This window comes from Stenotrophomonas veracruzanensis (assembly GCF_032911525.1).
GTDB lineage: Bacteria > Pseudomonadota > Gammaproteobacteria > Xanthomonadales > Xanthomonadaceae > Stenotrophomonas > Stenotrophomonas africana.
Genome location: NZ_JAWJTI010000002.1, coordinates 215,099 through 231,565, shown reverse-complemented (window position 1 = coordinate 231,565; position 16,467 = coordinate 215,099). Strand labels below are relative to the sequence as shown.

The 16,467-nt window shown below is 67.2% G+C and carries 15 protein-coding genes; 13 read left to right on the top strand and 2 right to left on the bottom strand.

Annotated features, from left to right (window positions below):
• Nucleotides 1–39 precede the first annotated feature (39 nt).
• A complete protein-coding gene (locus R1H25_RS02860) occupies nucleotides 40–2,289 on the bottom strand; it encodes a TonB-dependent siderophore receptor (protein WP_317222617.1) in 2,250 nt (749 codons plus the stop codon).
• A gap of 285 nt (nucleotides 2,290–2,574) precedes the next feature.
• Here R1H25_RS02860 and R1H25_RS02855 point away from each other — a divergent pair, with 285 nt between their 5' ends.
• The gene (locus R1H25_RS02855; RefSeq protein ID WP_049447011.1) at nucleotides 2,575–3,990 is read left to right on the top strand and encodes a diguanylate cyclase; all 1,416 of its coding nucleotides are present in this window, start codon (nucleotides 2,575–2,577) and stop codon (nucleotides 3,988–3,990) included.
• A gap of 95 nt (nucleotides 3,991–4,085) precedes the next feature.
• Here the strand turns inward: R1H25_RS02855 and R1H25_RS02850 are convergent, their stop codons facing one another.
• Nucleotides 4,086–5,300, bottom strand: coding sequence for an MFS transporter (locus R1H25_RS02850; RefSeq protein ID WP_317222616.1), 1,215 nt, complete (start codon nucleotides 5,298–5,300; stop codon nucleotides 4,086–4,088).
• Between the two features lie 76 nt (nucleotides 5,301–5,376).
• Between R1H25_RS02850 and R1H25_RS02845 the strand changes: the two genes are divergently transcribed.
• The 12 genes from R1H25_RS02845 (at nucleotide 5,377) to R1H25_RS02790 (ending at nucleotide 16,438) form a co-directional block, all read left to right on the top strand.
• The gene (locus R1H25_RS02845; RefSeq protein ID WP_317222615.1) at nucleotides 5,377–5,826 is read left to right on the top strand and encodes a helix-turn-helix domain-containing protein; all 450 of its coding nucleotides are present in this window, start codon (nucleotides 5,377–5,379) and stop codon (nucleotides 5,824–5,826) included.
• Between the two features lie 73 nt (nucleotides 5,827–5,899).
• Complete coding sequence (locus tag R1H25_RS02840; RefSeq protein ID WP_317222614.1) at nucleotides 5,900–7,027, top strand: metallophosphoesterase; 1,128 nt, start codon at nucleotides 5,900–5,902, stop codon at nucleotides 7,025–7,027.
• A 133-nt stretch (nucleotides 7,028–7,160) separates the two neighbouring features.
• A complete protein-coding gene (locus R1H25_RS02835) occupies nucleotides 7,161–7,844 on the top strand; it encodes a response regulator (protein ID WP_049446809.1) in 684 nt (227 codons plus the stop codon).
• Nucleotides 7,841–9,220, top strand: a complete 1,380-nt coding sequence (locus R1H25_RS02830) for a sensor histidine kinase (RefSeq protein WP_049446810.1) — start codon at nucleotides 7,841–7,843, stop codon at nucleotides 9,218–9,220. The genes R1H25_RS02835 and R1H25_RS02830 overlap by 4 nt, the downstream gene beginning before the upstream one ends.
• A gap of 79 nt (nucleotides 9,221–9,299) precedes the next feature.
• Entirely contained in the window at nucleotides 9,300–10,136 is an 837-nt protein-coding gene (locus R1H25_RS02825) for an alpha/beta fold hydrolase (RefSeq protein WP_317222613.1), read from the top strand.
• Nucleotide 10,137: 1 nt separating this feature from the next.
• Complete coding sequence (locus tag R1H25_RS02820) at nucleotides 10,138–10,497, top strand: EamA family transporter (RefSeq protein WP_012479558.1); 360 nt, start codon at nucleotides 10,138–10,140, stop codon at nucleotides 10,495–10,497.
• A complete protein-coding gene (locus tag R1H25_RS02815; protein ID WP_049446815.1) occupies nucleotides 10,494–10,892 on the top strand; it encodes a multidrug efflux SMR transporter in 399 nt (132 codons plus the stop codon). The genes R1H25_RS02820 and R1H25_RS02815 overlap by 4 nt, the downstream gene beginning before the upstream one ends.
• A 10-nt stretch (nucleotides 10,893–10,902) precedes the next feature.
• Nucleotides 10,903–12,111, top strand: coding sequence for a DegT/DnrJ/EryC1/StrS family aminotransferase (locus tag R1H25_RS02810; protein ID WP_317222612.1), 1,209 nt, complete (start codon nucleotides 10,903–10,905; stop codon nucleotides 12,109–12,111).
• Nucleotides 12,112–12,278: 167 nt separating this feature from the next.
• The gene (locus tag R1H25_RS02805; RefSeq protein ID WP_317222611.1) at nucleotides 12,279–12,992 is read left to right on the top strand and encodes an MtnX-like HAD-IB family phosphatase; all 714 of its coding nucleotides are present in this window, start codon (nucleotides 12,279–12,281) and stop codon (nucleotides 12,990–12,992) included.
• A 64-nt stretch (nucleotides 12,993–13,056) separates the two neighbouring features.
• Nucleotides 13,057–14,457 carry an aspartate aminotransferase family protein gene (locus R1H25_RS02800; protein WP_006425764.1) on the top strand — a complete coding sequence of 467 codons (1,401 nt, stop codon included), beginning with the start codon at nucleotides 13,057–13,059 and terminating at the stop codon, nucleotides 14,455–14,457.
• Between the two features lie 28 nt (nucleotides 14,458–14,485).
• Entirely contained in the window at nucleotides 14,486–15,550 is a 1,065-nt protein-coding gene (locus R1H25_RS02795) for a GNAT family N-acetyltransferase (protein ID WP_317222610.1), read from the top strand.
• A gap of 3 nt (nucleotides 15,551–15,553) precedes the next feature.
• The gene (locus tag R1H25_RS02790; protein WP_317222609.1) at nucleotides 15,554–16,438 is read left to right on the top strand and encodes a hypothetical protein; all 885 of its coding nucleotides are present in this window, start codon (nucleotides 15,554–15,556) and stop codon (nucleotides 16,436–16,438) included.
• Nucleotides 16,439–16,467: the final 29 nt, after the last annotated feature.

Sequence of the window (16,467 nt, the reverse complement as noted above, 5' to 3'; positions counted from 1 at the left end):
CATGCCTGGCGAGCCCGGGGGAACGACGCCTGCCAGAGATCAGAAGCCGAAACGCAGGCTGGCCCAGTAGGCGCGGCCCGGCTCGTTGTAGGTCGCCGCGCCAGCGTCGCTGCTGTTGGCCTCGCGGAACAGGCGCTTGTCGGCCAGGTTGTTGACACCGAAGCCGAAGCTGACCGTCTCGGTCACCTTGTAGCGCGCGCTCACGCCCCAGATGTTGTACGAACCGCGATCCTGCAGCGCGATCGACGGGTCGCAGGTGCCGGTGCAGCGCGGATCATTGTTGATGTTGGTGGTGGCCGGCTTCTGCTTGCCATAGAACGTGCCGGTCAGCAGCAGCGACAGCTTGTCGGTGGCCTGCCAGTCCAGCATCGTGTTGATCGTGTACTTCGGAATCACCGACAGCGGCTGGCCGGTGCTCTTGTTCTCGTTCTCCACCATGTAGGTGAAATTGTTGCTCCACTTCAGCCGGTTGCCCTGCTCCCCGAGCAGCGGAATCACCAGGTTGCCCTCAAGCCCCTGCACGATCGCCTTCGGTGCGTTCTCCCAGCGGAAGATGCGGCCCTTGGTATCGGCAGTCAGCCCGATCTGGGTGTAGCCGGCCTGGATCTTGTCCTTGTAGTCGTTGTGGAAGTACGTCAGGGACGCCTGCCAGCCACTCTGCGGCGCCCACTCGATGCCCAGTTCCTTGTTCAGGCTGGTTTCCGCCTTCAGGTCCGCATTGCCACGCATGTAGCAGCCGGCGCCCAGGCTCGGCAGTGCATTCGGGCAGCCATTGCCACGGGTGTAATACAGATAGTCCGGATTCGACTGGTACAGGTTCGGTGCCTTGAATGCACGGGCGATACCGCCCTTCACCACCCAGTCGCTGTTGATGCGGAACTGCGCATTGAGGCTGGGGCTGGTGTTGTTGCCGAACTGGCTGTGGTGGTCGAAGCGCAGGCCCGGCGTGACGATCCAGCGCTCACCCAGGTAGATGTTGTCTTCCACGAACACGGCCGTGGTCTGCGCATCGGCCTTGCCGCGCGCGCGATCGGCCGACAGCCCCGGGATGCCGCCGCCACTGCTGCTGGACTGGCTCATCGAATACGGGTCGGTCAGGCGGCTGTCGAGGTACTCGAAGCCCAGCGTCCAGATGTTCTCGGCGCCACCGAGCGTGGTCGGGAAGCTGACTTCGCCGTCCAGCTGGTAGTTGCGCAGGCGCGAGGTCGACCAGTCGGTGCCGTTGAAGCTGCCTTCCGGGCCACCGGCCAGGCCTTCGTTGATACGCGAATTGTTCACCGCTTCCACTGCAGCCGTTACCCGCGAGGTCACATCACCCCAGCGGCCGCGATGGGTGACCGCGCCAGTGGTGCGGTACATGCGGTTGGTCTCGGCCTGCTGCTCGGCCAGGGCCGCCAGATCGATCGGTGTCGAGGTGCCGGTGGTGCTGACCGCGCGGTCGCCGGCATAGATGTTGCCCTGGCGGCTGGTGCCGGCTTCGAACTCGACCACCTGGTTGGCGGTCACGTCCCAGCGCAGCAGCGCATTGATGTCGCGGTTCTTGACGCCCTCGCGGCCGGCTGGCGGCACCGCGTTCGGGTTGGTGGCGTACTGGCGGTTGAGGTCCAGTGAGTCGGCGTCGGTCTTGTTGAGGTTGCCGTACAGGCGGAACGACAGGGTGTCGGTCATCGGCCCGCTCAGCTGCAGGCCGACGCGCTCGCTGCCGCCTTCGGCGCTGTGCTCGGGTACCAGGCCATACAGGTCGACCGCACCGGTCAGATCGCCGGTCGGGCGCTTGGTGATGATGTTGACCACGCCGCCGGAAGCACCCGAGCCATAGCGTGCCGCCGCCGGGCCGCGCAGCACTTCGATGCGCTCGATCATTTCCGCCGGCACCCAGTTGGTGTCACCGCGGGTATTGCGCTCACCGCTGCGGCCCATGCGCACGGCATCACGCGCGCCGATGCGCTTGCCGTCGACCAGGATCAGGGTGTTTTCCGGGCCCATGCCACGCAGGTCGATCTGGCGGTTGTTGCCGTATTGGCCGGAGGCGCTGTTGCCGGTGAGGTTGACGCCCGGCATGGTGCGCAGCAGTTCGGCGATGTCGTTGGCCGGCGGGCGCTTGGCGATGTCCTCGGCGGTGATGGTCGAAGTGCCCAACGCCTGGCGCGCAATCTGCGAGGCGGTGACGTGCACCGTGTCGATATCGGTGGCCTCGGTTTCGGCCTGGGCGGTCAGGGCGCTTCCCGCCAGCAGGGCGGCAACGGCAAGCGCCAGCGGGCGCGGCGAAAGGACAACGGCAGGAGACATGATCTGGACCTTCTGGCAGGGCTACGGGGCCTCTGGCAAAGGGCTTGAGGCAACGACGAGGGGAGGCGGAGCGTCGCTGCAGTCGCCTGCGGCCCGATCCGTGCGCGCATTCTCCCACCAATGCGATTGATTCTCAAATGCGTTAGCTCATTGCCGCAGCCATGGCGATGTGCTTTGCGCACCGTGCAACCCTGCACCGCGCGTAAACTGGCCGGCTAACCCGCCATCAACCGTACGCCGTCGCGGCCGATACCCGTGGTTTGCCGTACGCAGTCAGAGATCGACGTGGAACCACCCCAATTGGACGATGCCAGCCAGCCGCTGGCCGAGGCCTGGCAGCAGTGCCTGCTGCAGGCCGGCCCTGCCGCCACCGCGCTGCTCAAGTGCGCTGCCACCGATGCCCCACCCGCGCTGGCCCAGCGCTTCTATGAAGTGCTGCTGCAGGACGGGCGTGCACGCCGTTTCCTGTCCCACGACCAGGTCAAGCAGCGCCTGCAGCCGGCCATGCAGCGCTGGCTGGTGCAACTGCTGACCACTGACGCCTCCGGCATCGCCACCACCGTCGCCTCGCAGCGGGTGATCGGCGACGTACATGCGCGGGTCGGCATCCCGGTCGACCTGGTCACCCGCGGTGCGCGCGTTCTCAAGCACGAGCTGTTCGTGCGCCTGCGCGACGAGGCACCCGACAGCGCGACCGCATTCGCTGCCATCGCCTGCCTCAGCGCGATCATGGACATCGCCATGGAAGGCATGACGCTGGCCTATACCCATGCGCGCGAGCGCTCCACCCGTGCCGACGCCGCCTACCGGCTTTTCTCGCTGGTACAGAACGTCGGTACCGAACGAGAGCGCCAGCGTGCACTGCTGCTGGACTGGGAAAACGCCCTGCTGTACGCACTCGCCGGTCATGTGCAGGCCAGCGACAACGCCAGCCTGGCCACCTCGGAGTTCGGCCTGTGGTTCACCCACAAGGGCATCCCCAGCTTCGGCGAGAGCAGCGAAACGCAGCAGGTGGGCAAGTTGATGGCCCGCATTGACGGCCACCTGCAGCGCGCGAGCGGCGATGCCCCGGCACAGCGACTGGCGGTGCTGCCGGCCATCCGCGAGGACCTGGCCGCCATCCGCACCCTGATGACACTGCTGTTCGAGCGCATCGGTGAACTCGATGCCGGCAGCGACGCGCTGACCAACCTGCTCAACCGTCGCTTCCTGCCCACCGTGCTGCGTCGGGAAATCGAGCTGGCCACGCGCAACCGCACACCGTTCTCGCTGCTGCTGCTCGACCTGGATCATTTCAAGGCAATCAACGACGGCCATGGCCACGATGCCGGCGACCGCGCGTTGCAGCACGTGGCCGGCCTGCTCGGCCAGCTCACGCGTGGCAGCGACTACCTGTTCCGCTATGGCGGCGAAGAATTCGTGGTGGTGCTGGTGGCCGCCAGCGAATCGCAGGCGACCGTGATCGCCGAGAGCCTGCGCCGGCAGATCGCACAGTCGCCGGTAGCACTGGCCAATGGCCAGGTGCTGGAGCTGACCGCCAGCATCGGCGTGGCCGGTCACGATGGTCATCCGGACTACGAGCGGCTGATGGCACGTGCCGACGCCGCGATGTACGAGGCCAAGCGCAGCGGCCGCAACCGCGTGGTGGTAGCCAGCGAGGCACTACAGGAAGCACCGGGACGGCGGGCATTGCAGCGGTAGCCCGACGCGGACGGCAACCCAGGGGTAGAGTCGACTGCCAGTCGACTATCGCGCGCAGCGCGGGGTTTTTTGCAAGCTGACGGAAGAGCAGTCGACTAACAGTCGACTCTACCGGTTCGCGCGCCAGCCGATGCATTGAACGCCACCACCCGCCACGCTGCCCACCACAGCAGCGCCAGCAGCGCGATGCCTGCCCCCAGCAGGCACACGGCGGGCCAGCCATGCCGCACCTGCATCCAGGGCCCCGCCGCCGCGCCTGCACCACTGCCCACCGCATAGAACAGCATGTACAACGCCACCAGGCGCCCATGCTGTTCTGCCGGTGCACGCAGCAGCAGTGCCTGGTTCGAGACATGTAGTGCCTGGCCGCCGAGGTCGAGCACGACCACACCCAGCAGCAGCAAGGACAGCGACTGCGGCAGGCCCAGCAGCGGCCACCACGCGACCAGCATCAACAACATCGCACCGAGGCTGACCCGATGGGTCAAACCACGGTCCATCCAGTGGCCGACACGCGCTGCCATCAGCGCACCGACCACGCCGGCCAGGCCGAGCGCACCGATGGTCGCCGTCGACCAGTGCAGCGGCGGTGCGGACAGCGGCAAGGGTGCCGCCGCCCAGAACACATTGAGGCCTGCAAACAGCAGCAATGCCAGCGGCCCGCGCTCGCGCAGCGTTCGATCGCGGCGCAGCATGCCCAGCATCGAGCCCATCAGCTCGCGCCAGCGTGGAGGGACCGACGGCACCGGTACTGCGGGCAGGCGCCGCCACAGCAGCGCCGCCAACACCGCCATCACCACCGCTGACAGCAGGTAGACCCTCTGCCAGCCAAAGGCCGCCGCCACCGTACCGGACACCACGCGCGCCAGCAGCAGGCCGATGAACACGCCGCCCTGTACCACACCGACCATTCGACCGCGCTGCTCGGGCGGTGCCAGCACTGCGGTATAGGCGATCAGGCCCTGGGTCAGCGCGGTACCCAGCAAGCCGGCCAGCAGCATGCCCGACAACAGCCAGCTCGCCGTGCGTGACGCCGCCAGCCACAACAGGGCCAGCACCAGTGCAATCAGCTGCAGCCGCAGCAGGCCTCGCCGGTCGCTGCGGTCCGCCAGCGGCAGCAGCCCAAGCAGCGCCAGCACGCTACCGGCCTGGGTGGCCGCCAGTACCGCGCCGGCCACGGCCCGGTCCAGCGCAAAGGCGCGTGCAAGCGGGTCCAGCAGCGGCTGCGCGTAGTAGACATTGGCAACGCTGGCACCGGCGGCAATCGCAAGCAGGACCAGCAGCGGGCGTGGAAGAGATGCGGCACTCATTTGTAGTTGCACTTTGAAACCAGATGCAGGCTATCGCCATTGGTTTTAAACTGCAACCACATTCGGAGATACCAGCATGCACGCCGACAGCCCCTGCCCCGTAGCCCGTAGTGCCGACCTGCTCGGTGACCGCTGGGCATTGCTGGTGATCCGCGACGCGTTCGACGGCATCACCCGCTTCGGAGATTTCCAGCGCAGCCTCGGCGCGGCGCGCAACATCCTCAGCGACCGCCTGCGCCGGCTGGTCGAGGCCGGCATCCTGCAGCTGCAGCCGGCCTCCGATGGATCGGCCTACCAGGAGTACGTGCTGACCGTCGCTGGCCAGGAACTGTTCCCGCTGCTGGTCGCACTGCGCCAGTGGGGAGAGCGCCATTGCTTCGGTGCAGGCGAAGCCCATTCACAGCTGATCGAATTGGCGACGCGGCGGCCGCTGCCCTACATGCAGCCGCGCGGGCGCGACGACCAGCCGCTTCAGCCCATCGCCACCCGCGTGCGCAAGCTCAGGGATGACGGGCGCGACACCTGACCCGCCCATTCGCGCACACCGACGAACGCCCGCGCCGGTTAGCATCGGGTCTTTCCGCTGCTGGATGCCGCCGATGTCGCGCGATCGCCCTTCCCTGCTGACCGCCCTGCTGTTGCCGCTGCTGGCCTGCGCCACAGCAACCACGCAGGCCCGCGAGGTTGCCGCGCCCGCCGATCACGTGCAGGCCGATGGTCCCTATGTGTTCCGCCAGGGCGACCGGCTGCAGGCCACATGGATCTGCGACGACAAGGTCGAGTCGCACACGCTTGCTACGCAGGCCGCGGGTACCGATATCGCCCCGCGCTGCGGCTACGAGCACACGGTGCACGTGGCTGCCCCGAATGCACCTTCGGTCTCGGTGCTGCCGGCCGTGCCGCGCATCGTTGCGCTGTCCGACATCCATGGCCAGTACGGGCTGCTGGTGCGCCTGCTGCGTGCCCACCAGATCATCGACGCACAGGACCGCTGGGCGCTGGGCAAGGACACCCTGGTCATCGCCGGCGATGTGTTCGACCGTGGCCCGCAGGTGACCGAGGCCTTCTGGCTGCTGTACGGCCTGCAGCAGCAGGCGGCCGCCGCCGGTGGCGCAGTGCACTTCGTGCTCGGCAACCACGAGACCATGGTGCTGTACGACGACCTGCGCTACGTCAACCCGAAGTACCTGCGCAGCGCCCAGCTGCTGGGCCGCAGCTACCCGCAGCTGTACGGTGCCGATTCGGTGATCGGGCAGTGGCTGCGCACCCGCCCGGTGCTGCTGAAGATCGGCGATACCCTGTTCCTGCACGGCGGCATCTCGCCCGAAGCAGTACAGCTGGCACTGGACCCGGCGCGCACCAACGCGGCCTACCAGGCCTCGCTCGGCCTGCCCAAGGCCGAGGTGAAGGCCGACCCGGCCACCGCACCGCTGTATGACGGCAAGACCAGCCCGATCTGGTACCGCGGCTACTTCGATGGCCGCCTCGACACGGCGGGTGTGCAGGCCGTGCTCGACCGCCTGCAGCTCGCGCGCATCGTGGTCGGCCACACTTCGATGCCGCACGTCAGCAGCTTCCACGGCGACCGCGTGATCGCCATCGACAGCAGCATCAAGAACGGCGAGAACGGCGAACTGCTGTTCATCGAAGATGGCAAACTCAGCCGTGGTCTGCTGGACGGTTCGCGGGTGCCGCTGGCGGAGGGCGAGCCCGGCCTGCAGGACTGAATGGACGGAAAGCGCCGCCGCGCCCGGTGGCGGCGGCGCGCTCCACCTTCCCCCGGTTTGCGGCTACCCTCGGCAGCCGAGAGAGGCCCGCCCCGTCCATCCGGTGGGCCTGACTGTTACAGGAGCCCCGCGCATGCGCGTTCTGATTGCTGAAGACGACCCGGATATCGCCTCCGGCCTGTGCGCCTCGCTGCGCCGGCAGGGCCATGTGGTCGACCACGTCGACAACGGCGCGCACGCCGACGCTGCCCTGGGCTCGACCCAGTACGCATTGCTGGTACTGGACCTGGGCCTGCCGCAGCTGGACGGCCGCGACGTGCTGCAGCGCCTGCGCCAGCGCGGCGATGGCCTGGCGGTGCTGGTGGTCACCGCCCGTGACGGCCTGGCCGAGCGCGTGCGTGTGCTCGACCTCGGCGCCGACGACTACCTGGTCAAGCCGTTCGCACTGGACGAATTCGAAGCACGTGTTCGCGCACAGCTGCGGCGGGTAACCAGCAATGGCAACCCGGATCTGCGCATCGGTCGCCTGCGCCTGGACCTGGCCGGGCATCGGGTGTGGATCGACGATCAGTCACTGGAACTGACCGCGCGGGAATTCGGCCTGCTGTCCGCGCTGGCGGTTCGCGCCGAGCGCATCGTATCGCGCGCGCAACTGGTGGAAGCGCTGTGCGACTGGGGCCAGGACCTCACCGACAACGGCCTGGACATCGCCCTGCACCGCCTGCGCCGCAAGCTGCAACCCGGCGGCATGGGGATCCGCACCGTGCGCGGGCTGGGCTACATGCTGGAAGACGCGCAGGACGAAAACGCCTCGTGATCAGTGGACCGCCCAGCCTGCGCCGGCGCCTGCTCGCCTTCCTGGCGTTGCCGATGCTGGGCCTGCTCACCTTCAACACGATCCTGGCCTATTACGTTGCGCTGGACTATTCCAACCGCATCCACGACCGCAACCTGATCGACGACACGCATTCGTTCGCGCAGATGCTGAGCACCATGCCGGTGACCAGCGACCTGTCGCCGCAGGCACGCTTCCTGATCGAGTACGACCCCGACGGCCATCGCTACTTCAACGTCGACAGCAGCCGCATGGGTACGCTCAGCGGCAATGCCGACTTCAGTCCGTACGCCCCTTCGCAGGACTGCACCGGTGTGCATCCGGCGCTGTACGACGGCAACCTCAATGGCCAGCAGGTGCGCATGGCCACGGTCTGCACGCAGGCGATGAATGATCCGCAGGACCAGCTGGCGGTGACCGTGGCCGAGAGCATGGCCGACCGCCGACAGCGCGCGCGCGAGATCCTGATGATCATCATCCCGCTGATGACCATGCTGGCGCTGGGTACCGCGGCGCTGGTCTGGTTCGGCGTGACCTACGGCCTGCGCATCCTGACCCCGCTGAGGACCCGCCTGGCGCAGCGCCGCGGCGAACTGGCACCGATCTCCGATGCCGACGTGCCGGAGGAGATCCAGCCCCTGATCAGCACCATCGATGACCTGTTTGCCCGCCAGGCGGAAATGATCACCCTGCAGAACCGCTTCATCGCCGATGCCGCGCATCAGCTGCGTTCGCCGCTGGCGGGCATGGCCCTGCACGTGGACCAGGCGCTGGCACATGGTGACCCCGATACGGTGCGCGAGGCGCTGCAGCACATCCGCCGGCTCAACCAGCGCACTGCCCGGGTCAGCACCCAGCTGCTGGCGCTGAGCCGGGCGCAGACCGTGCCCGATACCGTGGAGGCGCTGGATCTATGCGAGCTGGTGCCGCAGTGGGTCGGCACGCGCGTTCCGGAGGCGATCCGTGATGGCATCGACCTCGGCTACCGCGGCAGCCCCCATCCGCTGCGTGTACTCGGCAACGGCGCCATGCTGCAGGAAGCGCTGGACAATCTGATCGACAACGCCCTGCGTTATGCCGGCCGCAATGCGACCGTCACGGTGGGCGTGCACGCGCTGGACGACAATGATGTCGAACTGTATGTGGAAGACAACGGCCCCGGCGTGCCCGACGACGTGATGCCACGGCTGGGCGAGCGCTTCTTCCGGGCACCGGGCACCGCTGCCAGCGGCACCGGCCTCGGCCTGGCCATCGCGCACGAGGCGGTGGAGCACTTCGGCGGCCGCCTGAGCTTCCTGAACCGCCCCGGCGGCGGATTGAAGGTCGCCATCACGCTGCCGCTGCTGAAGGCGCCCTGACCCGGTCCGGGGCGCTGAAAGGCTGGCGAAAATCGCGCTTGCGATCCTGCCATCCCCACTGCCGTCACGGAGCCGCCAGGTGACCGAATCGCACGAATTCTTCCTCCCCGGTGGCCCACAGGGCGTGCTGCTGGTCCATGGCCTGACCGGCACCCCCGCGGAAATGCGCATGCTGGGCAAGGGCCTGAACAACGCCGGTTTCACCGTGCACGGCGTGCAGCTGCCCGGGCATTGCGGCAGCGTGGATGATCTGCTGGCAACCACCTGGGAACAGTGGTACCAGGGCGTGGAAGATGCGGCGGCAACCCTGCGCGGCAAGGTCGACCAGCTGTTCGTCGGTGGCCTGTCGATGGGCGCGGTGCTGTCATTGGCCTTGGCTGCACGTCGCCCGGAGTGGGTCTCCGGGGTCGGCGTATACGGCGCCACTTTCCGCTACGACGGCTGGAACATCCCCGCCGTGGCCCGCTTCTCGTTCCTGCTGCCGTGGTTCAAGCGCTTCAACATCGGCCGCGACCGCATGTTCATGGAGGAACCGCCCTACGGCCTGCGTGACGAGCGACTGCGCGCGCAGGTCAGTGCCGCCATGCTGTCCGGCGACAGCGCGGCGGCCGGCCTTCCGGGCAACCCCTGGCACGCGCTGGCCGAGATGCGCGCCCTGAGCAACTGGACCCGCCGCCACCTGCACCAGGTCACCGCGCCGTGCCTGGTGATGCACGCCCGCGAAGACGACGTGGCCAGCATGGGCAATGCCGAACTGGTGATGTCGCGGGTCAGCGGCCCGAAGGAACTGGTGGTGCTGGAAGACAGCTACCACATGATCACCATCGACCGCGAACGCCGCGACGTGATCCGCCGCAGCGCGCGCTTCTTCACCGAGATCGGTGAACGCAGTGGCGTCCTCAAGGCGGTGGCCTGAAATGGGGGCACTCGCCACGCTGCTGTGGCTGGCCAATGTGGTACTCGATACCGGTGGCCAGCTCGCCTTCAAGGCCGCCGCCAGCGATCCGCAGGAAGGCGAAGGACTGCAACGCTGGAAACACATGCTCAGCCGTCCCTGGCTGTGGATCGGCATCGCCTGCTATGTGCTTGAGTTCGTCGCCTGGATCGCGTTCCTGTCGCTGGTTCCGCTGTCCAAGGGCGTGCTGCTGGGCTCGATCAACATCGTCGCACTGATGATCGCTGGCCGCTTCCTGTTCCGCGAAAAGCTCACGCCGCTGCGGGTGACGGGCATGCTGCTGGTCACCGCAGGCGTGGCGGTGGTGGGAGCCGGCTCATGAGGCGCCTGTATGTAATCGGCTTCCCGCTGCTGATGGCCTTCGACACGCTGGCCCAGCTATGTTTCAAGTACGCCGGTGATGCCGCGCTGCCGGTCGAGGCCAACACCGCGTGGCTGCTGCGCGTGCTGTCGCAGCCGTGGGTGTACGGCGCCATCCTCGGCTACGTGGGTGCGTTCTTTACCTGGATGAGCCTGCTGCGGCATGCGCCGATCGGCCCCGCATTCGCCGCCTCGCACCTGGAAGTGATCAGCGTGCTGCTGCTGTCGGCGTGGCTGTTGAACGAGCCGCTGACCCTGCACCATCTGCTCGGTGCAGTACTGATCGTGGCCGGCATCGTCTGCCTCGGCCGCGCGGAGGCCGACGACCCGCACAGCCCGGCCGAAAGCACGTCGTGAGCGCACCACGATGAGCCTGTTCGCGCGCGAGCTCCCACCGACGGCGGGCCTGCCGATGCAGGCCAGCGATTTCCTTCCCGGTGGCGGCAACCTGCGCGACATCCTGGCCAGCCAGCTCGGCACACCCCCTCTGCAGCTGACCTGTTCCGGTACCCACGCACTGCTGATCGCGCTGCGTACGCTGCGCAAGCGTGCACCAAAGCGCGACACCGTGATCATGCCGGCCTATACCTGCCCGCTGGTGCCTATCGCGGTGCACAGCCTGGGCCTGCGGGTGCAGCTGTGCGATACCCAACGCGACCATTTCGACTTCGACCCCGGCCAGCTCAGGCGTCTGGCCGATGCGCGCACGCTGGCGATCCTGCCCACCCATCTGGGCGGTCGCATCGCCGACGTCGAGCTGGCCTGCGAGGTCGCACGCGGCGCCGGTGCCTGGGTGATCGAAGATGCCGCACAGGCACTCGGTGCACGGGTTGGCAACACCAGTGTCGGCCTGCGCGGCGACATCGGTTTCTTCAGCCTGGCCGCCGGCAAGGGACTGAGCCTTCACGAAGGCGGCCTGCTGGTCAGCCGCGACGACGAACTGCGCGCCGCGCTGGCCGAACATGCCGCCGAACAGGTGCGTTTCAGCCTGCGCTGGGAGCTGCTTCGCAGTGTGCAGCTGCTCGGGCTCGCAGCCTGCTATCGACCCTCGCTGCTGTCGCTGGTGTACGGAAATCCACTGCGCAGTGCACTGCAACGCGGCGATCTGGAAGAAGCGGTCGGTGACATTTTCCCGCTGGACATCCCGCAGCACCGGGTCAGCCAGTGGCGGCAGAACATCGGCGCACATGCCGCGCGGCGGCTGCCTGCCTTCCTGCAGGCCGGACGCCTGCGTGCATTGCAGCTGCGTGTGCAGCTGGCACAGCTGCCGGCGGTGGACGTGGTCGATGGGCTGGCCGGTACCGGCGGCACCTGGCCGATGCTGATGCTGCTGCTGCCCAGCCAGCGCGCGCGCGATGCTGCGCTGAAGAACCTGTGGCCACGCGGTCTCGGCGCCAGCCGCATGTTCATCCATGCCCTGCCCGACTACGCCTATCTGCGAGGCATCGTGCCGCAGGCCGACGTGCCCAACGCGCGCGACTTCGCCGCACGCATGCTGACCCTTGGCAACAGCGCCTGGCAGACCCGTGAAGAGACCGCAGAAATTCTGCAGGCATTGGCTGACGCGCAGCTCTGAAAGCGGGTATTCCCGGGCAATCGGCCCATTCACAAAGATCATTCCTGAACGCTTTCCCCGCTTGGAAATGAAGGCTTTCAACAGGAAAGGAACGAGAAAGGCTGCCTGCCTACATTGAGCCTGCCCCGGCATCGCGCCGGACGTTTCTTTCATCGACGGACCTGCCCATGCGCTGGAGCATCCTGTGTGACTTCGACGGCACCATCAGCCTCGAAGATGTCATCGACTCGCTGCTGGAGAAGTACGGCCAGCCGGGCTGGCAGGAACTGGAAGAGCAGTGGAAGTCGGGAAAGATCGGCTCGCGTGAATGCATGCAGGGCCAGGTCAGGCTGCTGAAGCTGGACCCGGCCACGCTCGACGCCCACCTGGACCAGGTACAGATCGATCCGGGCTTCGCCGACTTTGTCAGCCGCGCCGAACAACTGGGCGTGCCGCTGCGCATCGTCAGTGATGGCCTGGGCTATGCGATCCACCGCATCCTCGCCAACCACGGTCTGTCGCGACTGCCGGTGGTGGCCAACCACCTGCGCTGGTGCGGGGACCACTGGGAACTGGAATCGCCCTACCAGGCCGAAGGTTGCCGCAGCGGGACCTGCAAGTGCACCTGCGCTGCGCAGGCGCGCGCAAACCAAGCACCGCGCGTGCTGATGATCGGCGATGGCAGCTCGGACTTCTGCGTCTCTGAAGACGCCGACTTCGTGTTCGCCAAGCGCCGCCTGATCACCCATTGCACGAAGGCCGGCATCGAACACGCCGCCATCGACACCTTCCACGATGCAGTCGCGCTGCTGCCGCGCCTGCTCGATGGCAGCCTGCTGCAGCCACGTCATTTCGACGCCAGCCCGCAGCCCATCGTACTGCCCCTGCTGGCCACCGCCTGAGCACTCCCTTCCAGACCCGCTCCCCGTTGCCCCCTTTCGAACGTCCTTCACGGAACCGAACTGCATGAACATTTTTGACAAGAACGCCGACGCCGCTGCCTCCGATGCGCAGCTGCTGGCCGACGAAGCCCGCTACAGCTCCTTCGGCGATACCGTCCACTACGTCGACCCGCCGAAGATCTTCCAGCGCGGCGAAGGCAGCTACATGTTCGACGGCGCGGGCGTGCCCTACCTCGATCTGCAGATGTGGTACTCGGCCTGCAACTTCGGTTACAGCAACAAGCGCCTGAACGACGCGCTGAAGGACCAGATCGACACCCTGCCGCAGGTCGCCAGCCAGTACCTGCACCCGACCCGCGTGCAGCTGGCCAAGACCATTGCCGTGGACATGCACGAGAAGTTCGGCCTCGACGGCCGCGTGCATTTCAATGTCGGCGGCGCGCAGGCCATTGAAGACTCGCTGAAGATCGTGCGCAACGCGCGTGGCGGCAAGAGCCTGATGTTCGCCTTCGAGGGCGGCTACCACGGCCGCACCTTGGGCGCGTCGTCGATCACCTCCAGCTACCGCTACCGCCGCCGCTACGGCCACTTCGGCGAGCGCGCGATGTTCATCCCGTTCCCGTACCCCTTCCGTCGCCCGAAGGGCATGACCCCGGACGAGTATTCCGACCACTGCGTGTGGCAGTTCGAGCGCCTGTTCGAAAGCGAGTACAACGGCGTGTGGGATCCCAAGGTCGGGCAGGCCGAATACGCCGCGTTCTACGTCGAGCCGATCCAGGGCACCGGCGGCTACGTCATTCCGCCGCGCAACTTCTTCACCGGCCTCAAGCGCGTGCTGGACAAGTACGGCATCCTGATGGTGGTCGATGAAATCCAGATGGGCTTCTGGCGCACCGGCAAGCTGTGGTCGATCGAGCACTTCGGCGTGACCCCTGACGTGCTGGTGTTCGGCAAGGCGCTGACCAACGGCCTGAACCCGCTGTCGGGCCTGTGGGCGCGCGAAGAGCTGATCAACCCGACCGTGTTCCCGCCGGGCTCCACCCACTCCACCTTCAACTCCAACCCGCTGGGCACCCGCCTGGGCCTGGAAGTGCTGAAGCTGGGCAAGGAAATGGATTACGAGCGCACCGTGCCGGAAAAGGGCGCGTACTTCCTCGACGGCCTGCGTGGCCTGCAGAAGCGCCACCCGGAAATCGGCGACGTCGACGGCCTGGGCCTGGCCCTGCGCGCCGAGATCTGCCAGACCGACGGCTACACCCCGAACAAGGAACTGCTGGATCGCATGGTCGACATCGGCCTGGCCGGTGACCTGCTGCATGACGGCAAGCGCATGGGCCTCGTGCTCGACGTGGGTGGCTGGTACAAGAACGTGATCACCTTCGCGCCGTCGCTGGACATCAGCTACGAAGAGATCGACCTGGCGATCACTCTGCTCGATCAGGCGCTGACCAAGGCCAAGGGCTGACGTCGATGCGCTGCCGGTTCCCGTGCCGATGGAGATGACGTCACGCGCATCCAGCACCGCGCTGGAACCGGCTGCGCTGCTGGAGGGCTTCCTGGCCCACCCGCCGCTCGGATTCGAGGCAGGCCGCCTTCCCAGCGGCCTACCGACCTTCCGTGCGCCGCTGGACCTGACCACCACGATGGACGACGAACTGCGCGGCAGGCTGCTCGGCCTGCCGCTGTCGCGCCTGTGGCGGCCATGGATCACCTGGAAGACGCGCTTCGTCGGTGCCACCAGCACCGAGTACACCCCGTTGCCGGCGCACGTGGCGCCGGAGGCGCTGGCCGAGGACGTGGCGCGCCACGCGATCGGCGATACGCGCCTGCTGGTGGTCAAGGACCTGGCCATCGATTCACCGCTGCTGGACGATGCCGCCAACGCACACAGCGGCGCCTTCCTGCAGGCATTGCTGGCGCGCGGCTTCGTCGAACTGGAAGGCATGCCGCTGGCCTGGGTGGCGATCGATTTCGATTCACTCGACGGCTATCTCGGCCGCCTGTCGTCCTCGCGCCGCAAGAACATCCGGCGCAAGCTCCGTTCGCGTGATGACCTGCAGGTCGACTGCATCGCCACCGGTGATCCGGCCCTGGCCGACCCGCAGCTGCAGGCCGAACTGTACGCACTGTACCTGGGCGTGTATGCGCAGAGCGCGGTGCATTTCGACCAGCTCGACCTGTCCTATTTCCAGTACCTGCTGGCCGACGGCCAGGGCCAGGGACGGATGTTCCTGTACCGCCACCAGGGCCAGCTGATCGGCTGGAACCTGTGCTACGTGCATGCCGGCAAGCTGGTGGACAAATACATTGGCCTGGCTTATCCGCAGTCGCGCGAGCACAACCTGTACGCGGTCAGCTGGATGCACAACCTCGAGTACGCGCTGCAGCACGGCCTGAGCCACTACGTGGCCGGCTGGACCGATTCGCGGATCAAGGCTGAGCTGGGCGCCCGCTTCACCTCCACCCGGCACGCGATCCACGCCCGCTCCCCGCTGTTGCGCGCTGCCCTGCGCAAGCTGGCGCCGCATCTGCAGGGCGAACCGGATGGAGGCGGTTGAACGATGCCGTTGCGTTCCCCGCTGATCCTTGACCTGGACGGTGGCGTATTGCCGCTGCCACAGGCGCAGAGCCTGGCCCTGCCGCAGTGGCACGATCCACTGCGCTTTGCCTGCAGCAATGCCACCTTGGACCGTTTCGCCGCTGAAGTGCTGGCACCGCTGCCCGCGCAGCTCGGCACGGTCATGCTCGGCAGTGGCGACTTCCACCACCTCAGCCTGCCGTTGCTGCAGCGCATGCGCCCGCAGCAGCCCTTCCAGCTGGTGGTGCTGGACAACCATCCGGACAACATGCGCTTTCCGTTCGGCATGCACTGCGGGTCGTGGGTGAATGCCGCCAGCAAGCTGCCGCAGATCTCGCACATCCACGTGCTGGGCATCACCTCGAGTGACATCGGCCTGGGCCACGCCTGGGAAAACCATTGGCGCCCGCTGATGGGCGGGCGCCTGACCTACTGGTGCATGGATGTGGACGTGGGCTGGGGCCACCGCCTCGGCATGGGCCGTGCATTCCGACGCTTCGAGCATCCGGAGGGACTGGTCGCCGCGTTCGCCGCCGAGCAGGCCAAATCGCCGCAGCCAGCCTACCTGTCGATCGACAAGGATGTGTTCGCCGAGGACGTCGCCCGCAGCAACTGGGACCAGGGCCGCTTCCAGCTGGAACACGCACTGGTGGTGATCGAAGCACTGCGCGCCGGTGGCCTGGTCGGCAGTGATATCACCGGAGAAGTGTCGCTGGCCAACTACCAGAGCCACTTCAAGCGCTGGCTGTCGTCACTGGATGGCCAGCCCGACATCAGCGCCGAGGACCTTCCCGTCTGGCAGGCGCGGCACCAGCAGGTAAACCGCGAACTGCTGGCGGCGATGGCCGCCGTGCCGACGGCCTGCTAAGCGCGTCGGTAATGCCGGCCGCTGGCCGG